Raw genomic sequence first — 26,039 nt, 5'->3', positions numbered from 1 at the left:
GGGAGGCTTTTTGAATGGTTTAACCGGACTTGATAGAACATGAATTTTCAACCCCGCAAACGATTTGCCCAACATTGGCTCAACAGTGAATCGATTCTGAATAAAATTGTTGCAGCTTCCAATTTACAAGCCAGCGATAAAATCTTAGAAATTGGCCCAGGAATGGGAGTTTTAACCCGTCAACTCATTACCCATGCAGAGGCTGTAGTTTCTGTAGAAATTGACCGAGATTTGTGTAAAAAATTAGCCAAAAAGTTTAGAGAAAAGCAAAATTTTCTCCTCTTACAAGGAGATATCTTATCCTTAAACCTAGAAGATTTACTTTCTCCTTATCCCTTATTTAAAAATCTTAATAAGGTAGTCGCTAATATTCCTTATAATATTACCGGGCCCATTTTAGAAAAACTCTTGGGCAAAATTGCTTCACCTGTGCCCAAAAACTATGATAGCATTGTTTTATTAGTACAAAAAGAAGTCGCCGATCGCCTAGTTGCCCATCCCAGTACCAAAGCCTTTGGTGCGCTATCCGTTCGCGTCCAGTATTTAGCCCATTGTGAACTCATCTGCCCTGTACCCGCAAAAGCCTTTTATCCCCCTCCCAAAGTCGAATCAGCCGTCATTCGCTTAACTCCCAGAAGTCTAGAAAAACCCGCGCTTAACCCCCGTCATTTAGAACAAATTGTCACTCTAGGCTTTTCCTCCAAACGGAAAATGTTACGGAATAACTTAAAATCGATGATTGAGAGCGATCGCCTGGCTACCATTCTAGAGCAACTCCACATCAATCCCCAAGCTCGTGCTGAAGACCTCAGCCTAGAAAACTGGGTTAAGCTCAGTGATACCTTACAAGAAAGCGTCTCATAAATGATATCAAGTCCGATTGTTCATGTCCGCGAAGCGGAAATACCATGATTAAAAATTTAGGGAGCGAGACGCTCCCACTCCAGTAATATCAAGGGATTAGAGGAGTGCGGGCATCTTGCCCGCTTCTCCACCCTTTATCCGGACTTGATATGACAATTTAATTGCTCAAAAATTGGATTTAAGAGCAACCTAGGATCATCCTTAAAGAACATATGTCCTCCCTCAAAAAGCTGTAAATCAAACCTCGCAGAAGTATGTTGACTCCATTGCTCAAACTGCTCAGGAGTAGCCACCGAGTCGTTCATTGCTCCAAACATCGTAATCGGCAACTCTAAAGGGATTTTTGATTGATACTGATACTTCTCATTGACCCTCAAATCCGACCGAAAAATGGGTAAAAACAACTCCATTAAATCCGCATTTTGTAGCACCGCTTCCGGTGTTCCTCCATATTGACGCAACGCTTCAATTAAGATAGCATCTGACTCTGGATAAAGGGGATGATCGATCGGAATTTGGGGGGCACGGCGACCACATACAAACAAATGCTCTGGCAAAACACTACCTTGGCGGCGCAATTCGCGGGTGAGTTCAAAGGCAATTAAAGCGCCCATACTATGGCCAAAAAAAGCAAACTTTCCTTGCTCTAAAGTCGGAATAACTGCTTCTGTAAGTGCTTGAATTAATGGCTCTAGTTGAGTAAAACAAGGTTCTTTTAACCGATGTTCTCGACCCGGTAATTGAATAGCAAAAATCTCAATTTCAGCAGAGCTGTAGGTTAACCAAGGACGAAATAAAAAAGCACCAGCTCCTGCGGGAGGAAAACAAAACAGACGCAAGGGAGCGTCAAAGCGCTGAGGAGGAGGAATAATCCAAGGTGTAGACGGGGATGACGCAACCATAGAATACAGCAATAGAGAACAAGGAAGGAGCGATCGCCAATAAGACGACGAATCCCTATAGATCGCGTTAATTGTACCCTAAAATACTTGACCCAACGGGCAAAACTCTATTTCCCTTGATTTCCTCCCTTTCCCATATTCTCTCCACTCATTTAAGATAGAGAGACAGTCCTCAATGCTTCTCAGTAAGCATCAGTTCTCAAATCAATGGGTTACAGTAATGGCAGATAGCAATAGGACAACCCCTGAAGAGATCGCAGTTTTCAGTCACGAAGCCAGCAAAATCTTAGTGGTTGATGATGTTCCTGAAAATCTACGTCTGCTCAAAGGTCTACTGAAGAATGAAGGATATGATGTAAGATTCGCCCCTAATGCTAAATTTGCCCTTGCGAGTCTGACTCGATTTCTGCCCGATCTGATTCTCTTAGATATCATGATGCCGGAAATGGACGGATATGAGCTATGTGTGCATTTAAAACATAATCCCGAAACCGAAAATATACCGGTAATCTTCTTAACCGCGCTTAATGAAGGAGCAGATAAAGTTAAGGGTTTTCAAGTAGGAGCCGTAGATTATATTACTAAACCCTTTCAAGCCGAAGAAGTTTTAGCACGGGTTGCCCACCACTTAAAGTTAACTGAACTTAACCTCCAGCTTCAGCAACAAAATCAAGCTTTAGTCCAGAAAAACTATCAACTGCAAGAAGCAGAGCGAGAAACACGGCTCTTATTAGAAGTCACTCAGTATTTAACCCATACCTCCACTTGGCAAGAGGCAATTGCCCAAATCATAAAAATTATTTGCGAGCGTATTCTTTGGACTTATGGAGAAGCTTGGCTACCCCAGGAAGATCGGCAAACCTTATCCTATCTGGCCAATCCTTTTGCTAATGACCCTAATTTTCAATCCTTTTGTGAATTCAGTGAAACCTTACACTTTCAGCCAGGGGAAGGGCTACCCGGAAAAATCTGGAAGACTCAAACCCTAGAATGGATTCAAGATATTAGTCAAAATCCTGAAAGCTTATATGTTAGACAATCCCAAGCCCTGGCTATTGGATTCAAGTCAGCTTTTGGTCTTCCCATTATTGTCGATCAAAAAGTGATGGCGATCTTAGTCTTTTACCAAAATAAAAATACCGCTTGCCAATTAAATCTCGTCGCCCTGGTTCAGGCGATCGCCAGCCAAATCAGTCTCCTGATCCAACGCAAACAAAGCGAACTACAACTGCAACAACAAGCCCAAGATCTCGCCCAAGCGCTCCACCAACTTAAAACGACCCAAATCCAACTGATCCAAAGCGAAAAAATGTCGAGCTTAGGGCAACTGGTAGCCGGAATTTCCCATGAAATCAACAATCCAGTTAGCTTTATTGCTGGCAACATCGAGCATATGGAAAACTATATCCAAGATCTCATGCATGTCTATTATGCCTATCAGCAATCCTATCCTACTCCCCCTCCTGCCATAAACGAACTGATTACGGATCTAGAGCTTGACTTTACCCTTACCGACTTACCCAATGTTATCCTTTCCATGAAAAGTGGAACCGATAGAATCACTAAAATTGTTAACTCCTTACGTCGCTTTGCCCACTTAGATGAAGCCAAACTCAAAAAGGTAGACATTCATGATGAACTTGAAAGCGTACTCACTATTTTGAATAATCGCCTCAAACTCCAAAATTCTCCTAGAACGACTGAAGTTAATGAACTGGAAATTAAAGTCGATCGCCACTATGGAAAACTACCAAAAATCGACTGTTTTGCTGGAGAACTCAATCAAGCCTTCATGCAAATTATGATGAATGGGATTGATGCGCTCCAGGAAAAATATCAAGCAGAAAAGGAGAACCCAAAAACCCCCTATACTCTAACGATTGAAACTCAATGGCTTGAAGATTCAGAGCAAGCTCAAATTGAGATTAGTGATAATGGTATTGGGATTCCTCCAGAGGTTAAACCCCGCATTTTTGACCCCTTCTTTACCACAAAACCAGTGGGTAAAGGAACGGGGATGGGCATGGCGATTAGCTATCAAATTATTGTTGAAAAACATGGAGGTCGTCTGAAGTGTACCTCTTCACCCCAAGAAACTAGCTTTATTATCCACCTTCCTAAAAGCCCGTCTTAAGGGTAATTATTTACTGGATTGACTCTTTTATTTCAGTGATTGTTTCTATAAAAATTCTCCAAGAACCACCTCACTCAATTAATTTGTAAAGAAAAAATAACAAAACCTTTGCAAAAGAGTATTCTCTGCTTAAATAGAATGATAGTGTTTGTCGATTAACCACAGAAAACATGACTAAACTAATCGGAGATAAAAAAGTCATTAATAAACTAGAGCAAGATGCAATGGACTTCTTGCTCGGTAAAATCAGTGGAAATTTATGGCCTTATCTGTATGGAACACCTGAAGATGACAACGATCCAGTTCAAGGTGGCATTTTGTACAATGAGATGCTCAAGGGTGAAAAAGATTATTACCTGTACAAGTACGAGGCTGAACTTTTCCAAGGTAAAGGCAATTTGCTAACGGAAAAAATTGGTGGTAACGCGACCTTTGTTGAGTTAGGCCCTGGAAGTGAGACAAGTATCCGCCTGAAAACGTTGCCCCTGCTTCGCTCTTGCGATGAATTGAAAGGATATTTGGGAATTGATATTTCCCAAGATTTTGTGGATAAAGTCGTTGAAGTGATTCGTGCTGAACTGCCTAACATTTCGGTTGAAGGAATGCAGCAAGACTTCACTCAACTGGAGACTCTACCCGAATATGAAAAACCGGTTGTTTTATTCAAGGGGAGTACCATTGCCAATCTGAGAAAAGAAGAAGTTCCCGTTTTTATCGCTCATATCAAGGAATTAATTGGTAAACCCCACTATTTACTCCTGGTTCATGATGCTAACCAAGATGAAGTTTCTTTGATGAAGGCCTATGATACGCCAAAAATGGCTGTTTTCATGGAGAACATTATGTTTCGTGTCGATCGGGATTCGGGTGCAGTGGGAATGAAACCAGAAGCCTTTAGTTATAAACCAGAATGGGTATCTGAAACTCACGATCTCAAGCATGTTTTGACGGCAACTGAAACGCAAAATATTGAAATTCAAGGACACACTGTAGTCATTGAAAAAGGGCAGAAAGTTCATACCTTGAGTTCTTTCAAATATCCCCCTGATGTATTTAAATCGATGATCGCTTCTGTCGGATACAAGTCTATTGATTATATTTTAGGGGATCACAACCGGATGGCGGCTCATCTTTTTCAAGGTTAGAACCGACGAGGAAGTGTGGTATTTTGCACTTGAGATAGGAGATTTTGGTCTTGGGGTAAGGGCTGAGAGAAGGGCAATAATATATAGATTATGACGGGGCCGGTTTTAGGGTTACAATAACCTACGGTTGTCCCGATCGCGGGTCATCGGTGAATAGGTCAGGTGTTTTTTGCATCGGCGATCGCACTTGACCTATACTTTCTCTATCCTCAACCCCCTGTCCATCTCACTCAACAACTTGTTCATCACGTTCTCCCCCGATCATGCCTAAAGTTCTCGTTTGCGACCCCATCGATCAAGCTGGAATAGATATCCTATCTCAAGTTGCCCAGGTTGACGTAAAAACCGGCCTGCCCGTAGAGGAGCTGGTGAAAGTCGTTCCGGAATACGATGCTCTTATGATTCGCTCCGGAACCCGCGTCACCCAAGAAATCATTGAAGCGGGTGTACAACTGAAAATTATTGGTCGCGCTGGGGTTGGAGTCGATAATGTCGATGTCCCCACTGCCACCCGTAGAGGAGTGATTGTCGTTAATTCCCCAGAAGGCAACACCATTGCTGCGGCTGAACATGCCATAGCCTTAATGCTATCGCTATCCCGCCATATTCCTGATGCTAACCAGTCCGTCAAAAATGGCCAGTGGGAGCGTAAAAAATTTGTCGGTACAGAAGTCTATAAAAAAACCTTGGGAATTGTCGGCTTAGGCAAAATTGGCTCCCATGTCGCAGGAGCCGCCAAAGCCATGGGTATGAAGCTCATTGCCTTCGATCCCTTCATTTCCGCAGAACGGGCAGATCAATTAGGCTGTCGGCTGGTGGATATGGATATTCTGATGCAAGAATCTGACTATATTACCCTCCACATTCCCAAAACCCCAGAAACAGCCAATTTAATCAATGCTCAGTCTTTGGCCAAAATGAAACCTACGGCGCGGATTATTAACTGTGCCAGAGGGGGGATTATTGATGAAGCGGCCCTCGCTGAAGCCGTTAAAAACGGTCAAATTGCCGGAGCAGCTCTGGATGTGTATGCGAATGAACCCCTGGGTGAATCTCCCCTAACGGAGCTAGGAAAAGAGGTGATTTTAACCCCCCATTTAGGAGCCTCAACCACGGAAGCTCAAGTGAATGTAGCCGTGGATGTGGCCGAGCAAATTCGGGATGTACTGCTAGGATTGCCTGCACGCTCGGCGGTGAATATTCCCGGACTGCATCCCGATGCCTTGGAACAATTGCGCCCCTATCTGCAATTGGCGGAAACTCTGGGTAACCTGGTGAGTCAATTGGTGGGCGGGCGTGTGGAAAGCCTCAATATTCGTCTGCAAGGGGAACTGGCGAATAATCAAAGCCAACCGATTGTAATTGCGGCGCTCAAGGGCTTACTTTCCCGTGCTTTGCGCGAGCGCGTTAACTATGTGAATGCGTCTATTGAAGCTCAAGAGCGGGGCATTCGGGTGATTGAAACTCGCGATGCCAGTATCCGGGATTATAAGGGTTCTCTGTTATTGCAAGTGAAGGGGCCTTCAGAGGAGCATGAGGTAACGGGTACATTGCTCGGTGATGGCGAGATTCGGATTACCACGGTGGATGGATTCCCCATTAATGTGCCCCCCAATCAACATATGCTGTTTACTCGTCACCGGGATATGCCGGGGATTATTGGTAAGATTGGTTCTCTGTTGGGTAGTTTTAATGTCAATATTGCCAGTATGCAGGTGGGTCGCCAGATTGTGCGCGGTGATGCTGTGATGGTGCTGACGATTGACGATCCCCTACCGGAAGGAATTTTAGAGGAGATTCTTAAGGTTCCTGGGATTCGGGATGCCAATACGGTGATGTTGTAGCTTTGACTGGGTGGAGCCACTGGCTCCACCATTGAGGGTTATGGGCTAGGGATGACCGATTGAATCATGGCCTGTTTTAAGCTGTGGCAAAAGGGGCCCACGGAGTCAATTCCCCGATCGGCGAGTCGGCGAACGATCGCACTGCCAACAATCACAGCATCAGCCCCCCACTCCACCACTTGCTGGGCATGTTCGGGCTGGGAAATGCCAAAGCCAACTCCGATGGGTTTATCCGTAACTTGACGAATCTGCTGAATTAAACCTGGCACTCTGGTGGCGACTTCGGTACGCACTCCGGTAACTCCGGTGACGCTGACTAAATAGATGAATCCTTGGGACTTTTGGGCGATCGCCTCAATTCGCTCTGGCGAACTCGTTGGCGCAACCAATAACACCACCTCAATCCCCCGTGCAGCCGCCGGTTCTAGGATACACTCTGCCTCTTCTAGGGGCAAATCAGGAACCACTAAACCCGCCACTCCCGCTTGACGAATTTCATCTAAAAATCGCTCTATTCCCCGATGGAGAATGGGATTGTAATAAGTAAATAAAATCACTGGCGCTTGCAAACGGGGACTTACTTGACTGAGCAGTTCTAAGACCGACTCTAGACGGGTTCCCCGTTGTAGAGCGCGGGTAGCAGCCGCTTGAATCACCGGGCCATCTGCCAAGGGATCGGAATAGGGAACCCCCAGTTCAATGATATCCGCCCCTTGGCGATCGAGAACTTGTAAGGCTTGAGCCGTGGTTTCCAAATCCGGATCGCCGGCAGTAATAAAGGGAATTAACGCTGGAGTGTTTTGCGATCGCAATCGCTGAAAACACTCAGTAATCGCATAGGTCATAACAGTAATATTTCGTCAATCAGGGGAGATAGAAGGATCGGATTCTGAAGCCACCTCGGCTTCCAGTTTTGCTCTCTCCTCTGGAGTTAGAGATTCCCACCGTTTTTGTAGCAGAGCCTCTTCATAGTCGCGACGTTGCTGATTGTAGGTCATGTTCTGGGTTCCCACCCGAAATAAATAGGTAGACACCCAAACCAACACCCCACCCATCAGGATTACTTGGCTCCAGCGGCCAGCATCCAGGCTATCTAACCCAGCGAGTTGAAACAGCCCATAGACCAAACCCCCCGTGGCCAAAATCGCCACGCAATAGATAATCACATCAATTCGTCGCACGTCCTGCTTACCTTTAATCGATGATGGAGTTTACGAGATTTGTCTGGGTTTGGGTCTCAGATTAATGAGGGGAGCCAATACCAGCATTCCAGGGAAGCACCAAAAGACCATGAAGTACATCAACAACCGTTCGATGGAACTGGCTACATACCAACGGCGATCGAGGTAGAAGTAGATCAGAGCCGGTAAGACTAGGAGATAGGTTCCCCCCAAAATTCCGTAGAGCAGTAACGTGATTATATCCATCTAGCTATACTTAATAAGTGAGCGATCCAGAGAGATCATACCACTTTTAGCCCCCTGGGTTTCTCTCCCCTTAACTCGGTTTTTACCCCAATTTGATTCAGAGACTTGCCAAAAAAACAGATTCATGATGTAATTATATATTGTGTGACATCTTTGATTCACCATCCCACACTCAGCTTGAGTTGGGGGGCATGGCGGAATGGTAGACGCTACGGACTTAGAAAACTGAGCCTTAGCAGAGAAACTTGCTAAGTGTAAGCTCTCAAACTCAGGGAAACCTAAATCTGGTAACAGACATGGCAATCCTGAGCCAAGCCTAAGAGAAAAATTGAGGATTACGATCCCCAACTGAGTATCAAAGGAAGGTGCAGAGGCCCGACGGGAGCTACCCTAACGTATTAAGCCGAGGGTAAAGGGAGGGTCCGATTCTCAAAACCGGTGAGCAACGTCTCAAGGCAACAGCGAAAGCTGTGGGAGAATGAAAATCCGTTGACCTTAAAAGTCGTGAGGGTTCAAGTCCCTCTGCCCCCATCAAGAACTAACGCTTACGGACTCTCACTCTCACGACTTTTAAGGTCATGGGAAGCTGTGCCTATGCCTAAAATCTGCCTAAAACGACTATGACCTTCCCTTTTTCGGGAAGTCAAGTAATGGGTCAAATCATAGAAGTAGATAATGGTTATCATAAGAATGTACAACAAATTTAGGCGAAAAAAATCCAGGCTCTTGGGCCTGGAGACAAAAACCCAAAAACCGGCAGAATTTAGGCTAACCCTCTTCTGTCACTCTTGGAACTTCTAATATCAAATCTATTTATTTACGCTTGCTGTTCTCTGTAGGGGCGGGTTATACCCAAATCTTGTAGACTGAAAACTATTTTTGTATTCATGTCCGCTTGCGGAAACCCGCACGAACCCACTACCTGCAAGCTTCCCCCATTCCCTTGCGGTTAAGTATCGGATTCTAGTAATTCGGCGATCGCCTGTTGTTCCTCTGGTGGCACAGGGGGCGGCACAGCACGAGTATCGGTAATCAACCAATCTAAAGCAGCCGATCGCACATCAATGGATGCCCCGGTTTTATCCACACAATAGCGTCCAAACACCAATTTATCGACCAATCGCACATCTGCACCCAGGCGGGAATACTCGAAAATAACACTATTTTCTACCGTTGCTCCGCTACAAATATGGCAATTTGGCCCAATCATCGCCGGGCCCACAATCTTAGCCCCATCTTCAATTTTGGTCATGCCGCCAATATAAACAGGGCCAGTAATATCGACCTTATCCCAATTAATCGCCACATTGAGACCTGTATAAATTCCAGGAGCAACTTCCTGTCCGGGAATGGACACATTCTTAATCTCTCCGAGCAGCACCCCACGCACCGCTCGCCAATAGTCCGGAACTTTGCCAATATCCACCCATTGGAAATCCATAGAAATGCCATAAAAAGGCGCACCCATTTCCACCAACTTAGGAAACAGTTCACCCCCAATATCATATTCTTGACCAGAGGGAATATAATTTAGCACTTCTGGCTCAAAGATATAAATCCCGGTATTAATATCCGTGCTAATAGCTTCTTCAACAGAGGGTTTTTCTTGGAAGGATTTCACCCGTCCGTCTTTATCAGTGACAATCACTCCATAGCTGGACACTTCTTCTTTAGGGACAGATTTCATAATCACCGTGGCGATCGCCCCTTTTTCCTTATGCCACTTAACGGCCTTCGTTAAATCCAAATCAATCAGGGCATCTCCACACAAAACCACAAAAGTATCATCAAAAAACGGATTATAATCTTGAATACGGCGCATCCCCCCCGCCGAGCCTAAAGCATCGCCGACGAGGGTTCCATCGGGTTCAATTCGTCCTTCAAAAGAATAACCAATTTGCACCCCAAACCGTTGTCCATCCCGAAAATAACTTTCGATTTCATTGGCCAGGTGGCTCACATTGACCATCACCTGGTCAAAACCATGCTGGCGCAATAGTTCCAGGAGAAACTCCATTACCGGTTTTTGTAGGATGGGAATCATCGGCTTGGGAATGGTGTAAGTAATGGGCCGGACACGAGTTCCCTTACCAGCCGCCAGAATCATGGCTTTCATAATTGTCTATTCCTCAACCACAGGTCTTTCTTCACTACGGGGATTCCAATACGCTAATCAGACTCAACCGATCAGGTTCTGGAGTTCGATAACAACCTGATCCATATGTGTATAGGTTATCAGTGATTTTACTCCTTAACTTCTGAATCTGTCGATTTTTGGGCAAAAAATCCTTAAGCCGGACTCAGTTCGCCTAGGACACGGATTTTTAGGTCTTGATAGAATTCTTCTTGCTTTAATTCGACTTTAGATTGGGCCGAGAGCAAAAGCAGGCCCCAGAATGTGCCCACGCGATCGCATTGGGGATGGGAAACCAGCAATTGTTCAAGTTCCAGCCATTCCGGTTTCTCCTCCTCAGTGGTTCCATATTGACCCAGAAACTTTTCCAATTTTTCTGCCACCTCCGATAAATTTTCTTCATGTGCCAATTGGCGGATAGCTTTGGCCGTTTGGGCGCGGGAAAGAGCGCGACGACGAGGGGATGTCCCAGAGCGATCCGCCAGAGTTTGGCTCATGGTTTGCAGTTGATCGATCAGCTCTTGTAGGGTAACGCGCCGTTGTTTCGCCGGTCGGGCAATGGCTCGGCGACGCAGTTGATTTTCTAAGCGAAAGGGGACACGAGGACGAGAACCATCAGCCCGATCTTCGTAATTCTCCATTTCGTCAGCGAAGTCTTCTGGCGAAAGCTCCTGACTATCTTCTTCTAGACTTTCGGCTTTTAAGAGGACGAGCATAGAAGCATAAAGAAACACTTGCCCAGACTCCGATAAGTCCGCCCGATTAACAGCCGACTCTTCCCCGCTCAGGGCAGCACGGGCGCTCAGTTGCTCTAAAACGCGATCGATCACATCAATCACTTGGACATCCCAAGGATCAATTTCTCCCCGTTGAGCCATTTCGATCAGTAATGAAATACCGATATCTTGGGGGGAAGAGGTGGACTGCCACGGTTGGGATTGACTTAATTCTGGGGGAGGTAAGGACGCAGAAGATAAATCCATCAAGCATTAACTCCAGATCGCACTAGACTTCTGTTCTACTATAGCCAAGAGGTGAGTTTACTTTAGGGGTAACGTAATGGTAAAGACGGAGCCGCGATCTCTAGCTGAATCGCAACTGAGTTTACCCCCATGTTTTTCTTCCACAATCTGCCGACTAATCGATAGCCCCAAACCCGTCCCTTGTCCGCAAGCTTTGGTCGTATAGAGATGATCGAAGATTTTACTCTGAATCTCTGCGGGAATCCCCTTACCATTATCCTCAATGCTAATCATCACTTCATTTCCAGAAGGGGACAATTGGGTTTGAATTGTAATTTTGTTCGGATTGGCTTCAATCTCTTGGAAGGTGCGCCCCTGATTGGATTCATCTAAGGCATCAATCGCATTGGCCAGCAAATTCATAAACACCTGGTTCAGTTGACCCGGATAACAGGGGACTTCTGCTGTATCTCCATACTCTTTAATAATGGCGATCGCTGGCCGTTCATCCGATGCCTTTAAGCGATGCTTGAGAATCAGCAGAGTGCTATCGATGCCCTCATGAATATTACTGATTACCTTACTCGTCGTATCCGATCGCGAAAACGTTCTCAACGATTGACTAATATTGCGAATCCGATCCGTTCCTTCATGCATTGAGGAAATTAAATCCGGCAAATCCTTAAGCAAAAAATCCAATTCAATCTCTTCATAATGATCTTGAATCTCTGCAACCGGTTCAGGATAATGATCTTGATATAAACTCAAATGTTCAATAATATCATCAATATACTCCTGGGCATGACTTAAATTACCCATAATAAACCCCACCGGATTATTAATTTCATGGGCAACTCCCGCCACCAACTGACCCAAGGTAGACATTTTTTCACTTTGCACCAACTGCACTTGGGCATCTTGTAAATCTTTAATGGCCTGTTGAAGCTCGGCAGTTCTGGCTTGGACTCGTTCTTCTAACTCTTGAGTTAAAGCCTGTAATGCTGCTTCGGCTCGATTTTTTTCCTCAATTTCCTGTTTTAGCATTTGATTTTGTTCGGTCAACTCTTTCGCCATTGACCTCAATCTTAAATGGAGCCTAACCCTAGCTAACACCTCTTCTTGAGAAAAGGGTTTAGTAATATAGTCAACTGCGCCTAATTCCAAACCCTTAACCTTATCTACTGTATCAGATAAAGCTGTCATGAAAATAACCGGTATAGGCTCCGTCTCTGAATTAGACTTTAATTGTCTACAGGCTTCAAACCCATCAATTCCCGGCATCATGACATCTAATAAGATTAAATCGGGAGGAGCATAATTGACCTTTTCTAAAGCACTTTCTCCGTCTCTAGCTACCCTAACCTCAAATCCAGATTCATCCAGAAAATCCGATAAAACAGCTAAATTATTGGGATTGTCATCCACAACTAAAATAATATTGGATTCCGGCTCGTTATAACTCATGGTTTTCTCCTCTGAGGCTCTGATAATGAGTTTCAATTAATTCGAGTAGTTCTTTTTCCTTAAACCCTTTAGCCAGGCGAATCACTTGCTCGCAGAATGGGTGGAGATCGGGATCGGCTTCAGCAATTAAATTGACTTTCTTTTGGATTTTCTTGAGATTTCCTTCCAGAGCCAAGCGATATAATTCAGCTAAATGTTCTCGATCGGGGATCAATAGCTCATCTGAGGCATCTGGGGCGATGGGAACAGCCAGAGTTTCAGGATTCATTTCTGTTGACGAGGACTCCGTGATCCATTCGAGATTTAACCAAGCTTGAATCTGTTCTAGAAGTCCATGGGTATCTAGAGGCTTGGGTAAAAAGGCATTCGCACCTACTTCTAGAGCGCGATGGCGATCGGCTTCAAAGACACGACCAGAGGATACGATAATGGGTAAATTTTGCCAATCTGGGTGCGATCGCACAGCTTTAATTAACTCAATTCCATCCATAATCGGCATTTCTAAATCGGTAATTATCAAATTAGGGACAAACACAGGCAGTAGTTCGAGAGCCTCTTGACCATTATTAGCTTCAGTGATAGTAAATCCCATTGGCTCTAGAAGATTCCTAATAATGGATGGATTTTCCCAATGATTATCAACGACCATGATTTTGGCAGTTTCAAGTCCTTCAAAACCGATAATTTTTTTCGTGGGAAGAGTATTGCTCTCTTCTTTATATGCTAACACTTCAGGTAACTCTAAATCGAAAAAGAATAAACTTCCTTTACCGAGTTCACTTTCTACCTGGATCTTACTGCCCATCATCGCCACAATTTTTTGACTGATGGCTAGTCCTAACCCTGTACCGGCAGCTTGTTTAGAGACATCTCCTACTTGTTCAAACGGCAAAAAAATGGACTCTAATTTTTCTGAATCAATTCCAATTCCACTATCTTGAATTTGGAAGCGAATTTTATGGATAGTTTGTTCTTCTTGCTCGATTTTCTCTAAACTCTCTATCTTAAAGGAAACTTTGCCCACATCGGTAAATTTAATTGCGTTTCCTAATAAATTAATTAAAACTTGACGAATTCGTTTTTCATCTCCATGGATGCCATGGGGTAAGTTTGGATCGGCTAAATAGTTAAAGCCAATTGCTTTTTGATCGGCGCGAATCCGACAAATCTCTGCCACTCCTTCTAAAAAGGTATGGAAATGGATATCTGATGGATGAATATCTAATTTTCTAGCTTCAATTTTAGACAGATCGAGAATATCATTAATCAGGGTCAGTAAGTGAGTGGCGCATTGATGAATGATTTCAATTCCATCTTGTTCTTTTTCGGGAATACTTTGGGAACGTTTTAAGATTTGGGTATAGCCTAGAATGCCATTGAGGGGAGTGCGTAATTCATGACTCATGTTGGCGAGAAACTCACTTTTAGCAGAATTGGCAGCATCGGCTGCTTCTTTGGCTTCTTTTAATTCAAACGTTCGCAATTGGACTCGAATTTCCAGTTCTTCGTAGGACTGACGAAATCGATCCGACATTTGGTTAAAAGACCGAGATAAAACCTCCAATTCATGGATTTTGGGTAGGCGTGATTGATGAATGTTTAAGGTTTGATCCAGGTTGCCTGCGGAGATTGATTCTAATGCTTTAATTAAGTTAAAAATAGGTTTAGAGATCCAACGGGCAGTCACTAATCCGAGGCTTGCAGCTACCATTAATGCTACAAAACAGAGGAGAATGGTATTGCGAATATTTTCATAAATCACTCCCATAAAGTCTGCATCAGGGATAATAACAACAATGAGCCAATCGAGGTCTTGATTGTTTTCGAGGGGCGTGACTTGCACAAATTGCCGTTGATGTTTAAATAAAAAACTCAGTTGATGAGACTGTTGAATTTGTTCAATATTTCCCAATTCATTTTCGATCTGTTTGGTGGTTAAGCGAATAAGAGCATTAGGGCTATTTTCTGCTGTCTTGGGGAAGGAGGTTTTGGGTTGAGGATTTGCCGATTTTTCGGGTAGAGAGCTGGCAATTAAATAGCCTTGACTATCTATAATAAAGGTTTGACCCGATCGCCCAATCTGTAGTCCTTGTAAAAAATCTTGGATTTGGGATAGGCTGAGACTGCTTTTAATGACTCCGGCAATTCCCTTCTCTTTATTGTTCCAAATTTGACTTGCATTTAAAATCAATTCCGGTTCCCGATCGGGAGGAAATTCTTTCTGCTGTGTCCAGACTAGCCCTGAATGATTTAGGGCATTTTGATACCATGGCTCTTGTCTAGGATCGCCAGAGTTCCAGGGAATTGCTACTTTTTCAGGATTCCCTTGGTTATCCAGGGGATAAATATTTAAATTTTTTAAGTTGTTTTTATTACTGATAATCCAATGTAAAGACGGAGGATTCAACTCGTGATTAATGGACTGAAAATAACCGTTAGGGGTCAAAAATCCAATTTGGGCAATATGGGGAAAGAGTTTAATTTGTTGCCATAAATGGTTACGAACGGCTACTTCATCATTGATATCCAATTGACCACTAGCGATCGCCTGGATATTCATCTGATTAATCAAATGAGGCGTTTGTAGATAGGTGTCCAGATGTTGCTCAATGCGAGCGGTGAGTTCATTTCGCAGTTGAGTCGTCACCTGTTCAACGGCAGTTTGACCATTACGCAGAGAAAACCAACCGGTTAAACCCACTGCGGCAAAAATCTGAATCAGAAAAGGAACAATCAGAACCCAACCAAGCGGTACTTGTTTAGATTCTGGAAACAAAGGGTTTTTTACTTTCCCTGCCATGAGCGGGTTTGAAGGGGATAAAACAAAAGGATGGGTTGATAATATACGAACTAGCTAACCCTCAAGATTACCATAAGGTACAAAGGGGAAAGTAGAGTGTTCGAGGTGAACAGTCTGCCATCAAGATCCCCTTTTTCATATTCTAACTCCACAGCTCTGACTAGGAGTTAACCTGATTGCGTGCCTTCCAAGCCAATTCCAGTAATTTATTCCAGCGCTTTTGTAATTGTTTGGGGGTACAGCCGATCGCGGTAGCAATTTCAGTATCCTCAATTCCCGCTTGTTTGAGTTGGAACAGTTGTTGTTGCTCAGGAGCGAGTTGACTAAAGAACTCTTGCCATTGGGAAGGAGACAACCCTAGATTTTGATCGAGATCCGCACCCAGCCACTGATGAACCAAATGCCAGTTATGGAAGCGGGAGAATTTTTCCACATGATACTTAAACCGTTGTTGTAGATAATCCCGTTGGCGTGGGGTTAAGCCTAGGGTTTCATCAATTTCGGTAGCCGAGAAATCTTGCAGCTTCAGATTCAGGTAATCGATACAATCGAACTGTTCCTGAGATTGGAGATACTCGGTTAATTCCCGAATGACGCGATCGCGCAGTACCGACTCAGAAGGATCGATCGCACCGGCAACCATTTTCTCACGAATTTGATGCAGGGCAGGATCGCGGCTGTACATTTGCGCCTCTTCCGTTTTCCCCGATTCTACTGCCATTTCCATATCTACGGACATCTCTTGGGGTTGACGACGAGAAAATCCTTGCGCTCTGAGGACAATCAATCTTTGGGAAATGCCACCGGGTAAACCAATGCGTCGTTTGGCATATTGTTCCGTAAACGCCATATATTCAGCTAATTCTAAGCGGGTGCGGGGGCTATACTCTTGTGTCAGCTCATTTTCCCGACGGAAGGCTTTCAGGGTTTCCACATAAAAACCTTGCATGAAGTCTTCTATCAAACTATAGCGCGCCCTAAACCCTAAGCGAGCGCTCGTTTTAGCCACATGGCGATAGACCATTACACTCAGATTGCTGTGGAGTTCACTCCGACCTTGACGGGAACCGAGTTTGTAATACTGTAAGCATTTTTCAATCCGGTTATGGGCTAGAGTCCGTTGCCAAGATTCAATGATTCCCGATTTTTGAATGCGATCGCTCTTTTGGCAAATGCGCTCGACTTCCCGCGCCATCCGTTCAGCCACTCCCCGAATAGAGCGACAATTAATCTGCATCCCATTGCCAAGTTCAGCACTAATTAACCCTAGTAGCGCTTGGACATCCATCACGGGTTCAGAAGACTCCGGAATTGGGGCGCTTGGAGTTGCACAAGAGTTAAGAGCAGTGAAAGAGGGATTGGATTGAGCGGAATCGAGATTAGAGAGGGTAGCAGAAGGGCTGGATTTAGTATTCATCAGTTGAATCTCCTTTAGGTTAAATGCACTCGGCGTGATGACATCGTTTCGGGTTGAATCCCTCGCGCTGTCTATACTCTGACTGTAGATGTCCCTCAGAAAATAAAGGGGTTCTGCTGTGGCACTCTTCGATCAGGTAGATCGACTCCAGAACAAGAGCGCAGGGGAAGACTTGGCGATCGCACCTTGATGGGCGATCGTCCAAACCTTGGTCAACGCTAGACTTTAAGCCATTTTCAATTCCCTAATTGGGGGCTAGAGCAGCAAACCCCCTAGAGCAGTCATGAGTAGACAATTGCAGGAGTGGCTAAAAAAACTGGTGTGGGGTAGATGCCTCTGAAATTCCCTGATTCCGAAACCCTAGAGAGATCGTCCAACCCTAGGGGTGACGATCGATCCTCTAGACTAATCAGCATCGGACACCCAATCCGATGCTGCTTCCCATCCCAGACCTTCACGCACCACTTTTGGTTCCATCTGAGTTAAATCCAGAACGGTCGAAACTTGGGATTCAACCGGTAAACCATCATCGATAATGATATCCACCAGTTTATCGAGACGGTCAAAGAGTTCTTGTGTCGAAGTATATTCGGGAGCGCTGGGAGTGGCGGACATTTCCTCATCGCCCACCAAGTGCGCGGAGGTGGAGATAATCGGATTCTCTAAAGCCTCCAACAGACCTAAACAAATGGGATTATCCGGCACTCGAATTCCAGTCGTTCGGCGTTTGGGAGACATCACCAACCGGGGAACCTCCTTGGTTGCAGGCAATAAAAAGGTATAGGGCCCAGGAATTAAACGCTTCATAATCCGATAAGCCACATCACTCACTGTGGCATAGCTGGCTACATTAGAAAGGGAGGAACAGAGGAAGGTTAAAGGTTTATCATTAGAGAGTTGTTTAATCCGTCTGACGCGCTCGATACCGGATTTAGCATTCAGATCGCAACCGATCGCATAAACGGTATCAGTGGGATATAACATCACCGCTCCATCTTGAAGAGCTTCTTTGATCTCTTGGAGGGTTCGCTGTTGCGGTGTTTCGGGATGTAGGGTATACAGGATTGCCATAACTTTGGGGGTAGATGAATGAATAAAATCGGGTATCTGGATTGTCCCACGGGTTTAGCGGGTGATATGTGTTTGGGCGCTTTGGTGGATGCTGGAGTTCCTCTAGAATACCTGCAAGAGGGCTTGAAATCCTTACAAATCGAGGATGAGTATCAGTTACGCGAGGAAACGGTGACCCATCATGGCCAAGTGGGCACTAAGGTTCATGTAGATCTGAGTTATTCCCACGATCATCACCCTCATCACGATCATCACCACGGAAGCCGCCATTTACCGGAGATTGTGGAGATGATTAAGGATGCTCAACTGCCTCCACGGGTGGAAGAGCGCAGTTTAGCCATTTTTCACCGTTTGGCTTTAGCAGAAGCTGCGGTTCATGGCATTGAACCAGAGCGGGTACATTTCCATGAGGTGGGGGCAACAGATGCTCTGGTGGATATTGTGGGCACTTGTTTGGGGTTGGAGTGGTTAGGGATCGATCGCCTGTTTTGTTCGGCTCTGCCGACGGGAGGGGGTACAGTCAAGGCAGCTCATGGGATTTTACCGGTTCCTGCTCCGGCGGTGTTGAGGTTGTGGGAAATGGCCCAGGTTCCGGTTTACAGTAATGGGATTGAGCGGGAGTTGGTGACTCCTACGGGGGCGGCGATCGCCACCACTCTAGCCACAGGTTTCGGTTCCGTTCCCTCCATGCGCTTAGAACAGGTCGGTTTAGGAGCCGGATCGGCACAGTTACCCCTACCCAATTTGCTCCGCTTGTGGGTGGGTTCCCCAGGTGAACCGCAGGGTTTAGAGCAAGTAGCCGTATTAGAGACTCAAATTGATGACCTCAGTCCCCAGGCGATCGCCTACTGTTGCGATCAACTCCTAGCTGCCGGAGCCTTAGATGTATTCACCCAACCCATCACCATGAAAAAATCACGCCTCGGCGTACTCTTAACCGTCATTTGTCCCCCCACCCACATCACAGCCTGCGAAACCCTATTATTCCAAGAAACCACCACATTAGGCATTCGCCGAACCCTCCAAAACCGTTCCATTTTGCGTCGAGAACTCCGCACCCTAGAAACCCCCTATGGCTCCGTTCAGATTAAGCTCGCTTGGCAAGGGCAACAACTCTCCAATCTACAACCCGAATATGAAGACTGTGCCGAACTAGCCCGCCAACACCATCTCCCTTGGCGACAGGTTTATCAAACCGCCCTCGAATTAGCCCGATCCACATTTAACCATTAGGATTTACAGCGCTTTTCGCTGTGATAGGGGGATAGGGGGAAAAAATAACAGATTGGGTAGCGCTTTGAGCCATTTTAGTGAGACCCCAACGAGTAGGGCTGGCAGTGCCCACCTTACACATTGACTTACATAATATCAAGTCCGGATAAAGGGTGAACAAGCAGACTTAATATTACTCTTCCTCGTCCTCCAGGAAATCCTCATGATTTTCATGAACAAAATCAACGGGTTGAGCTTTGTTCAGTTGAGAAAATACTTTATACTTATCTAAGTTCGATAAGGACTGACTCCCCAAGCTCTTTTGGTCAATGCGAACCAAATTATATTGCACATTATCCGCATAAATTGCAAAGGCAATGTTCAACACTTCCATAAAATTAATCAGCCACTGACATTCATTTTCTGGATAATCTTTGTAGTAGTGAATTAAATCCGCAATTCTCGCTTCCAGGTGAACTCTTGTCGGTTTACTGATTAAGATTAACTTCAGCATCATAGTGACCAAAGTTAACGGGTTATTTTGAGCCACCCACAGCACAAATAAAGTTGAAGGAGTCTTACGATCTTCAGTCGTCAAATACTCTACCACTCGGTTACAAGTTCTCAGCAATAAAGCTTTATTCACCGGTAGATCGTCATAGTTAGAGTAGAGGTTATTTAACTGAACCGATAATTTCTTTTCGATTAAATGAATAAAAGCAGTATCATCTACAGAAAAAACCAGGTAACGTTGGAGAGCTTGCTTAAATTCCTGATAACTAATATCCTGGGTTTGTTGTAAAAAGATATGGGCTAAATTCACATAATTGTATGGCCCTCGTCTGAGGAGAATCATTTTAATCAGGTGTAAGACTTCATCCCCCAAGCGAGTGGGATTTTGTGGCGGTTCACTGTCCTGGTGATGGGTAAGCTGAGACCGGGTAGTGTACATAGCTAAATCAAATTTGAACTTTTCTTTGAGTTCGTGGGATCGCACTTTTGCTGCTTGGCGTTGTTCAGCCGAATTTTTGAGGTTAATATATTGGGGCACTAATAGATAGGATGTGTAGCGATCGCTCCATTGCTCTGAGTCTAAGTCAAACTTAGCACAAAACAGTTTGAGTTCTTGATAATCCGGACTTTTGACAAAGTTTATCGTCCAATTTTTGAGTCGCTTGATCGCTATAGAATGGCTATTACGACCAATGGTCTCTCTTTCAAAACTATTGACTAATTCCCGGACTGCATTATGATTTCTGTTGGCTTCCCAGTTATTAATTAAAATATAACAACAGCGTTTTAAGGTATGAGAAAAATTCTCTTCTTGATTAGCAAAAACTAGATTCAATAAAGCTTGGTTGATCGCCGGATCATCGATCTCAGTATGATCGATGAATAGCTGTCGAAATTTTTGCACCACTGGTTCGGGACTCTCCCTTTTGACAATGGCTAAAAAATAACAATAAATGGTTTCTTGATATTGACCAATATTCTTCCTCAGTTCTGTTGTCTTGAAACCAGAGGGTGGATAATTTTCATCCATTAAACTAGGTCCCATGGTAGTTGCCCCTTTTTAGATGGTTCTGCACCCCAAGCTCTATAGCAAAGCGTACTGAATTGAAGCTTTGCTATACCTAAACTACACTCAAAACTTTGAGTTGCCTCATCGATAGGATTGAACCGTATCTAAAATAAGAGGCATCTTTTTTATTCCTTTACTTATCAGGTTAACCTATTTCCGGTTGAACTGGGTATGATTTGAATTTCTTTAGGGGCTTACTTTTTAAGGGCAAATACTAGAAAAAGCAGGTATGTTCATTGGTTAATGAGTATTTCCCCTCTGACCCATCACTTGACTTCCCCAAAAAGGGAAGGTTATAGTCATTTCGTGTGAAATTTAGGTGCAAGCCTGCCTTACAAGCAGGATGTCATCGGTGAAAGTTTTTCTCTATATAAATTGATTGGGATGGAGGTAAACGGACTCGAACCGATGACATCCTGCTTGCAAAGCAGGCGCTCTACCAACTGAGCTATACCCCCAGAACATTTCAGCACGGGTGAAGACGTTGAAATTCACCCCACTCGATCTATTATACACATAAGACTTCATTTGAAAAGAGGTTGAGCTAATTTTTTTTTCGGGGGATGACTATGAGCCTTGTTGTCGCGACGTTTTATCACTTTTTTCCCTTTGCTGATTATGCCCAATGGCGATCGCCTCTCCAAGCTTTATGTGAACAACAAGAGATCAAAGGAACCATCCTCCTAGCTGCCGAAGGCATCAACGCCACGATCGCCGGTTCCCGTTCTGCTATCGATACCCTCCTCGCCTATTTGCGCTCCGATCCTCGGCTATCGGATCTCACCCCTAAAGAATCAACTGCTCCAGACTATCCCTTCGATCGCCTGAAAGTGCGGCTCAAATCCGAAATCGTCACCCTCGGCCAACCCGACGTTAATCCCAATGAGCAAGTGGGAACCTATGTCAGTCCCCAAGACTGGAATCAATTAATTAGCGATCCAGAAGTCACCCTCATTGACACCCGCAATGACTACGAAGTACAGATCGGCTCCTTCCGAGGGGCCCAAAATCCGCACACCGAGTCATTTAGGGACTTCCCCGACTATGTGAAAACCCATCTCGACCCCCAAAAGCATCCCAAGGTAGCCATGTTCTGTACTGGGGGCATTCGCTGCGAAAAAGCAACCGCCTTTATGCTCAAACAAGGCTTTCAGGAAGTCTACCATTTGCAAGGAGGGATTCTGAAATATCTCGAAGAAGTCCCCGAACCTGAAAGTTTATGGGAAGGGGAATGCTTTGTCTTTGACCAAAGGATCGCTGTCAAAACCGGCTTACGTCCAGGGAGTTACGATCTCTGTGCCGGATGTGGTTATCCCATTTCTGAAGCAGATAAGGCTTCACCAGAGTATGAAGAAGGGATTTGCTGTCCCCATTGCGGCGATCGCCTTACCCCAGAAAAACGGGCCCGTCAACAAGCGAAACATCAACAAAGCCAACTCAAGAAAACAAAGGATAACAAATAAACAGCACCCATCCTCCCACAAAAAAGATCCCAAACAGCCAGAGAAGAAAGGTTAGAGATCCTTTAACTTCCAGCGATCCCAGGATGGGAGTTGCTGAGATGAGCAGCAGAATGAAAAAAGCACCAAACAATAGCCACACCGAAGAACTATTCAGACCCATAATCTTGTACTCAATAACCTAGTCAATGAATACCCTAATCCTAAGTTACCCTTGACACAGAGCAGAGCATTTTTAAGGTTTACTTTTTAATTAGAAGCCGAAGTTTAGGGAGAGAGAAACCGGTTTTCTCCTAGAGATAATCAAGACCCTAAACCAAGCCACAACTGATACACTTAGAGGCGATCGCCTCCACATGCTTTGACCAATCGGAGCCTTTGAAGCGAATCGGGGAGGGCAAATGAGCAACAACCGCATTAGTTTTATACTTAATATAGTCCTCCGTATTGCCACTCGGTCGTAAGGGCCATTTTACGGTTTGACAGAACTGAAAATAGTTGTCTGCCGACTGTTGATAGACTTGAACCTGAAGGGTTAAGCCAAAGCGTCCCTCACTTGCTTCTAGCCACAGGCGATCGACGATCTGTAAATCTTCACAAGGAATCTTAGTAAGATCGCGGGGAGCTAAAAAGCGACTGAGGGGTTTACCTGCGGCTTGATGGAGACAGTTCCAGGTTTCCTCATCGGCTGCTTTCCAGCGTTTGAGTTGCAGGAGGCTTTGCAGTTGCGTATAATCCACTCCCATAGAAGAGGTTAATTTTGCGTAGATTTCAGAGGAACCAAAGACCCAAGTTTTGACCACATGAAGGGGGTTAAAGGGTTTCGGGGTAATCTCCGTAGGTTGGTTACTTAGAGCAGTCCGGCTCGAAGGAGGAGGGAGGGGTTTTGAGGTTTGGGGTTTTGGGGTTTTGGCTTTCGGTGCAGCGATGGCTGTTAAGGAACCTGGAGCAGCCGATAATACAGACAAAACTTCCGAGGCCGATTGAAAGCGTTGATTGACATTCCGAGAGACCATGCGATCGAGGGTTTCAGCTAAAATTAAATTCACCCGTTTTTCTGGCAGCAAGTAATCTCGCCATACCCATTTTTCATTAGCAATATCATAGAGTTCTAAAGGAGGTAGTCCGGTTAACAAATGCAAGCAAGTTGCCCCTAAACTATATAAATCGCTGGCAGGAAAAACTTTTCCCCGCAACTGTTCTAAGGGCATATACTCGGCACTCCCGACTATGGTTCCCGTTTGATTTAGGGTGGTTTGGGAAACCCATTTGGATACGCCAAAATCAATAAGTACCGGTAGATTATCACTTTTGCGGCGAATGATGTTTTGGGGTTTTATATCCCGATGAATGACATTATTATCGTGGACAAACTGTAAAACGGGTAATAGATCTCGTAAGAGTTGTTCAATTTCTTCCGGTTCATAAGACCCTTTCTGTTGGAGTTCTTGAGCTAGGTTTGGGCCGTCTACAAATTCTTGCACTAAATAGAGCTGTCGATCTTGCTCAAAATGGGCCAGTAAATTGGGGATCTGATCGTGTTTTCCTAGCTCATCGAGGCGCATGGCTTCTTGGCGAAATAACCGTTGCGCTTTATGAATAATCTGATCGCTAAAGCCCTTGAGGTAGAGTTGTTTGACAACCCGTAGAGGTTGGGAGGGAATATCTTCATCAATGGCAATAAAGGTTTTACCAAATCCTCCTTGACCGAGTTGGGTAACGGGTCTATAGCGTTGCCGGAGATACAAGGATGTGCCACAACTAGAGCAAAATTTAGCGCTATCGGGATTTTTGGGGGATTTGCAGTCGGGGTTAACGCAGTAACTCATGGGAGTATCCTGATCAGGAAGGTTACTTTATGGGGCTGAAGTTTCTTCTGCCTTCAAGATATGGAAATTGGAAAAAACCCCTAGGGTTTCAAATTCGTAGGCAGGCAGAAAGGCGGCAACTGAAAGGTTAGTTCGATAGATACTGAATAGTATATAGTCTTGCCGTTCAGTGCGTTGGGCAATGATATTTTGCAGTTGGGGTCTAGCGTCTTGGAGGAAGTTATCACAAGATTGTTGGAGGAGGTTGCCGAGGGTTTGGTTGGCTTTGTCACAAACGTTGTCTTGGAGATATTCGACTAGCTGTTGGGAGGCAAATTCTTCATAGTTGGGGGATTTGGGGTTGGTGGCGACCATTGCTCCTGCTATAGTGGCGATCGCCACTCCTCCGACTAAAGCCACCATTTTTAGCGCTTTCATAACCACATTCCTGTCTAAATGCCATTCTTGAGGATACATGCCAAGTGGGGCCATCTCCCGGAAACTGGAGAAAACTAGCCCACGGATACAGGAGCTGGATCGAGGTCTAATTTCCTGAGTTGGGCGATCGCCTCCTCTAATAAGGTTACCCCGTCTTCCACCGATTCTATCCGTGCCAGTTTACCGCGCAATTCTCCCGCACCATAAAACTCTTTTGCGTACCAAGTCATATGCTTGCGGGCCTGACGAATGCCGCGATCGCCCTTATACTCATACAAGGCTCGCAAATGCTCCTTAGCACATTCTAAACGGGCGATCGCCGACGGTTGCGGCAAGATTTCCCCCGTCTTCAAAAAATAATCAATCTCTCCCACCAAAAACGGATACCCCAACGTCCCCCGCGAACACATCACCCCATCCGCTTTCGTTTCCTCCAAACAGCGCACCGCAGCTTCTACGGAAAAAATATCCCCATTAGCAATCACCGGAATCGACAAAATCTCCTTAACCTTCGTAATCCACTCCCAACGGGCCGGCCCATTATACCCCTGAGCGCGAGTCCGACCATGGAGCGTCAACATTTTTGCCCCCGCATCCTGCATCCGTTGGGCAAACTCCAAAATATTAATTTCTTGATTTGACCAGCCAATCCGGGTTTTGACTGTCACCGGAACCTCGACCGCAGATGTCACTTCCCGCACAATCGCCTCCGCCACTTCCGGCTCCCGTAACAAAGACGACCCGCCCCCATTTTTCGTAATCTTATTCACCGGGCAGCCCATATTAATATCCACCGTATCCGCCCCTTCGTCTACCGCCATTTGCGCCGCTTCCGCCAAAAAATCCGGGCGACAGTCAAACAGTTGAATACTAATAGGGCGCTCATTGGGGTCTACCTCCATCAGCTTCGGCAACTCTCGTACATAGTGTAATCCCGTAGCATTCACCATTTCCGTATACATCATGGAACTGGGAGCGTAACGACGCACCAGGCGACGAAACACCAAATCCGTCACTCCGGATAGGGGAGATTGTAAGACCCTAGAGTTGACTTCTACCGTGCCGATTTTCAGGGGAGAAGAGAGTCGAGCTTGCAGTTCTGGAGACAAGGCAACCATGATCTGTTTATCTGATGAGAGTTTAATTGTTATTTTAGGCGATCGTAGGGGATACAGGGCTTTGCGCTGTATCGGTGGACAGTAGGAAAAGATCCCCCCTTGCCCCCCTTAAAAAGGGGGGGAATAGGAAAGTCCCCCTTTTTAAGGGGGATTTAGGGGGATCAAGATGTCCCACATAAAGCGCGAAAACTGCTGTATCATCTATTCGAGCAAGGCTATAGCAGTTGATTAAACAAGTAACCTACGCTAATAATGCC

The 26,039-nt window shown here is 45.1% G+C and carries 20 protein-coding genes and 1 tRNA gene; 6 read left to right on the top strand and 15 right to left on the bottom strand.

Annotation, left to right across the window (positions count from 1 at the left end; all coding sequences use genetic code 11):
* The first annotated feature begins 39 nt into the window (after positions 1 to 39).
* Positions 40 to 864 carry a 16S rRNA (adenine(1518)-N(6)/adenine(1519)-N(6))-dimethyltransferase RsmA gene (gene rsmA / locus PMG71_RS07710; protein WP_283753078.1) on the top strand — a complete coding sequence of 275 codons (825 nt, stop codon included), beginning with the start codon at positions 40 to 42 and terminating at the stop codon, positions 862 to 864.
* A gap of 134 nt (positions 865 to 998) precedes the next feature.
* Here the strand turns inward: rsmA and PMG71_RS07705 are convergent, their stop codons facing one another.
* A complete protein-coding gene (locus PMG71_RS07705) occupies positions 999 to 1,766 on the bottom strand; it encodes a thioesterase II family protein (RefSeq protein WP_283753077.1) in 768 nt (255 codons plus the stop codon).
* Between the two features lie 220 nt (positions 1,767 to 1,986).
* Between PMG71_RS07705 and PMG71_RS07700 the strand changes: the two genes are divergently transcribed.
* The 3 genes from PMG71_RS07700 to serA all read left to right on the top strand — a co-directional run bounded on the left by PMG71_RS07700 (position 1,987) and on the right by serA (position 6,889).
* Complete coding sequence (locus PMG71_RS07700) at positions 1,987 to 3,900, top strand: response regulator (RefSeq protein WP_283753076.1); 1,914 nt, start codon at positions 1,987 to 1,989, stop codon at positions 3,898 to 3,900.
* A 170-nt stretch (positions 3,901 to 4,070) separates the two neighbouring features.
* Positions 4,071 to 5,045, top strand: a complete 975-nt coding sequence (locus PMG71_RS07695) for an L-histidine N(alpha)-methyltransferase (RefSeq protein ID WP_283753075.1) — start codon at positions 4,071 to 4,073, stop codon at positions 5,043 to 5,045.
* 263 nt (positions 5,046 to 5,308) lie between these two features.
* Positions 5,309 to 6,889, top strand: coding sequence for a phosphoglycerate dehydrogenase (serA, locus tag PMG71_RS07690; protein ID WP_283753074.1), 1,581 nt, complete (start codon positions 5,309 to 5,311; stop codon positions 6,887 to 6,889).
* 38 nt (positions 6,890 to 6,927) lie between these two features.
* Here the strand turns inward: serA and trpA are convergent, their stop codons facing one another.
* From trpA to PMG71_RS07645, 9 genes are all read right to left on the bottom strand, one after another.
* The gene (gene trpA / locus PMG71_RS07685; RefSeq protein ID WP_283753073.1) at positions 6,928 to 7,734 is read right to left on the bottom strand and encodes a tryptophan synthase subunit alpha; all 807 of its coding nucleotides are present in this window, start codon (positions 7,732 to 7,734) and stop codon (positions 6,928 to 6,930) included.
* Positions 7,735 to 7,749: 15 nt separating this feature from the next.
* Positions 7,750 to 8,070 (bottom strand): DUF3007 family protein, encoded by a 321-nt coding sequence (locus PMG71_RS07680; protein WP_283753072.1) that lies wholly within the window; start codon positions 8,068 to 8,070, stop codon positions 7,750 to 7,752.
* A 30-nt stretch (positions 8,071 to 8,100) separates the two neighbouring features.
* Positions 8,101 to 8,316, bottom strand: coding sequence for an NAD(P)H-quinone oxidoreductase subunit L (ndhL, locus tag PMG71_RS07675; RefSeq protein ID WP_283753071.1), 216 nt, complete (start codon positions 8,314 to 8,316; stop codon positions 8,101 to 8,103).
* Between the two features lie 949 nt (positions 8,317 to 9,265).
* Positions 9,266 to 10,432 carry a nucleotidyltransferase family protein gene (locus tag PMG71_RS07670; RefSeq protein ID WP_283753070.1) on the bottom strand — a complete coding sequence of 389 codons (1,167 nt, stop codon included), beginning with the start codon at positions 10,430 to 10,432 and terminating at the stop codon, positions 9,266 to 9,268.
* A gap of 173 nt (positions 10,433 to 10,605) precedes the next feature.
* Positions 10,606 to 11,433 carry a segregation/condensation protein A gene (locus tag PMG71_RS07665; RefSeq protein ID WP_283753069.1) on the bottom strand — a complete coding sequence of 276 codons (828 nt, stop codon included), beginning with the start codon at positions 11,431 to 11,433 and terminating at the stop codon, positions 10,606 to 10,608.
* 57 nt (positions 11,434 to 11,490) lie between these two features.
* Positions 11,491 to 12,876 (bottom strand): hybrid sensor histidine kinase/response regulator, encoded by a 1,386-nt coding sequence (locus PMG71_RS07660; protein WP_283753068.1) that lies wholly within the window; start codon positions 12,874 to 12,876, stop codon positions 11,491 to 11,493.
* The gene (locus PMG71_RS07655; protein WP_283753067.1) at positions 12,866 to 15,676 is read right to left on the bottom strand and encodes a hybrid sensor histidine kinase/response regulator; all 2,811 of its coding nucleotides are present in this window, start codon (positions 15,674 to 15,676) and stop codon (positions 12,866 to 12,868) included. The genes PMG71_RS07660 and PMG71_RS07655 overlap by 11 nt, the downstream gene beginning before the upstream one ends.
* Before the next feature lie 160 nt (positions 15,677 to 15,836).
* The gene (locus PMG71_RS07650) at positions 15,837 to 17,093 is read right to left on the bottom strand and encodes a HetZ-related protein (RefSeq protein WP_283753066.1); all 1,257 of its coding nucleotides are present in this window, start codon (positions 17,091 to 17,093) and stop codon (positions 15,837 to 15,839) included.
* Positions 17,094 to 17,498: 405 nt separating this feature from the next.
* Positions 17,499 to 18,164: an L-threonylcarbamoyladenylate synthase gene (locus PMG71_RS07645; RefSeq protein ID WP_283753065.1), complete on the bottom strand. Its 666-nt coding sequence runs from the start codon at positions 18,162 to 18,164 to the stop codon at positions 17,499 to 17,501.
* Positions 18,165 to 18,182: 18 nt separating this feature from the next.
* Here PMG71_RS07645 and larC point away from each other — a divergent pair, with 18 nt between their 5' ends.
* Positions 18,183 to 19,397: a nickel pincer cofactor biosynthesis protein LarC gene (gene larC / locus PMG71_RS07640; RefSeq protein ID WP_283753064.1), complete on the top strand. Its 1,215-nt coding sequence runs from the start codon at positions 18,183 to 18,185 to the stop codon at positions 19,395 to 19,397.
* Positions 19,398 to 19,569: 172 nt separating this feature from the next.
* Here the strand turns inward: larC and PMG71_RS07635 are convergent, their stop codons facing one another.
* Entirely contained in the window at positions 19,570 to 20,934 is a 1,365-nt protein-coding gene (locus PMG71_RS07635; protein ID WP_283753063.1) for a hypothetical protein, read from the bottom strand.
* A gap of 409 nt (positions 20,935 to 21,343) precedes the next feature.
* Positions 21,344 to 21,416 (bottom strand) — tRNA-Ala (locus tag PMG71_RS07630).
* Positions 21,417 to 21,527: 111 nt separating this feature from the next.
* On the opposite strand from PMG71_RS07630, the gene trhO reads away from it, so the two are divergent.
* Positions 21,528 to 22,421: an oxygen-dependent tRNA uridine(34) hydroxylase TrhO gene (trhO, locus tag PMG71_RS07625; RefSeq protein ID WP_283753062.1), complete on the top strand. Its 894-nt coding sequence runs from the start codon at positions 21,528 to 21,530 to the stop codon at positions 22,419 to 22,421.
* 308 nt (positions 22,422 to 22,729) lie between these two features.
* On the opposite strand, the gene PMG71_RS07620 is transcribed toward trhO, so the two are convergent.
* The 3 genes from PMG71_RS07620 to dusB all read right to left on the bottom strand — a co-directional run bounded on the left by PMG71_RS07620 (position 22,730) and on the right by dusB (position 25,782).
* A complete protein-coding gene (locus PMG71_RS07620) occupies positions 22,730 to 24,247 on the bottom strand; it encodes a protein kinase domain-containing protein (protein WP_283753061.1) in 1,518 nt (505 codons plus the stop codon).
* A gap of 27 nt (positions 24,248 to 24,274) precedes the next feature.
* A complete protein-coding gene (locus tag PMG71_RS07615; protein WP_283753060.1) occupies positions 24,275 to 24,664 on the bottom strand; it encodes a DUF4359 domain-containing protein in 390 nt (129 codons plus the stop codon).
* Between the two features lie 74 nt (positions 24,665 to 24,738).
* The gene (gene dusB / locus PMG71_RS07610) at positions 24,739 to 25,782 is read right to left on the bottom strand and encodes a tRNA dihydrouridine synthase DusB (protein WP_283753059.1); all 1,044 of its coding nucleotides are present in this window, start codon (positions 25,780 to 25,782) and stop codon (positions 24,739 to 24,741) included.
* Positions 25,783 to 26,039 lie beyond the last annotated feature (257 nt).

The sequence above is a fragment of the Roseofilum acuticapitatum BLCC-M154 genome, assembly GCF_030068475.1.
Classification (GTDB): Bacteria; Cyanobacteriota; Cyanobacteriia; order Cyanobacteriales; family Desertifilaceae; genus Roseofilum; species Roseofilum acuticapitatum.
This window is presented reverse-complemented; position numbering and strand designations above follow the sequence as displayed.

Coding starts and splice junctions, on each gene's coding strand:
- ndhL (WP_283753071.1), bottom strand. CDS start 8,316: ATGGATATAATCACGTTACTGCTCTACGGAATTTTGGGGGGAACCTAT.
- PMG71_RS07645 (WP_283753065.1), bottom strand. CDS start 18,164: ATGGCAATCCTGTATACCCTACATCCCGAAACACCGCAACAGCGAACC.
- PMG71_RS07665 (WP_283753069.1), bottom strand. CDS start 11,433: ATGGATTTATCTTCTGCGTCCTTACCTCCCCCAGAATTAAGTCAATCC.
- PMG71_RS07700 (WP_283753076.1), top strand. CDS start 1,987: ATGGCAGATAGCAATAGGACAACCCCTGAAGAGATCGCAGTTTTCAGT.
- dusB (WP_283753059.1), bottom strand. CDS start 25,782: ATGGTTGCCTTGTCTCCAGAACTGCAAGCTCGACTCTCTTCTCCCCTG.
- PMG71_RS07670 (WP_283753070.1), bottom strand. CDS start 10,432: ATGAAAGCCATGATTCTGGCGGCTGGTAAGGGAACTCGTGTCCGGCCC.
- PMG71_RS07635 (WP_283753063.1), bottom strand. CDS start 20,934: ATGGGACCTAGTTTAATGGATGAAAATTATCCACCCTCTGGTTTCAAG.
- trhO (WP_283753062.1), top strand. CDS start 21,528: ATGAGCCTTGTTGTCGCGACGTTTTATCACTTTTTTCCCTTTGCTGAT.
- PMG71_RS07660 (WP_283753068.1), bottom strand. CDS start 12,876: ATGAGTTATAACGAGCCGGAATCCAATATTATTTTAGTTGTGGATGAC.
- PMG71_RS07705 (WP_283753077.1), bottom strand. CDS start 1,766: ATGGTTGCGTCATCCCCGTCTACACCTTGGATTATTCCTCCTCCTCAG.
- PMG71_RS07620 (WP_283753061.1), bottom strand. CDS start 24,247: ATGAGTTACTGCGTTAACCCCGACTGCAAATCCCCCAAAAATCCCGAT.
- PMG71_RS07650 (WP_283753066.1), bottom strand. CDS start 17,093: ATGAATACTAAATCCAGCCCTTCTGCTACCCTCTCTAATCTCGATTCC.
- larC (WP_283753064.1), top strand. CDS start 18,183: ATGAATAAAATCGGGTATCTGGATTGTCCCACGGGTTTAGCGGGTGAT.
- trpA (WP_283753073.1), bottom strand. CDS start 7,734: ATGACCTATGCGATTACTGAGTGTTTTCAGCGATTGCGATCGCAAAAC.
- PMG71_RS07655 (WP_283753067.1), bottom strand. CDS start 15,676: ATGGCAGGGAAAGTAAAAAACCCTTTGTTTCCAGAATCTAAACAAGTA.
- serA (WP_283753074.1), top strand. CDS start 5,309: ATGCCTAAAGTTCTCGTTTGCGACCCCATCGATCAAGCTGGAATAGAT.
- PMG71_RS07615 (WP_283753060.1), bottom strand. CDS start 24,664: ATGAAAGCGCTAAAAATGGTGGCTTTAGTCGGAGGAGTGGCGATCGCC.
- rsmA (WP_283753078.1), top strand. CDS start 40: ATGAATTTTCAACCCCGCAAACGATTTGCCCAACATTGGCTCAACAGT.
- PMG71_RS07695 (WP_283753075.1), top strand. CDS start 4,071: ATGACTAAACTAATCGGAGATAAAAAAGTCATTAATAAACTAGAGCAA.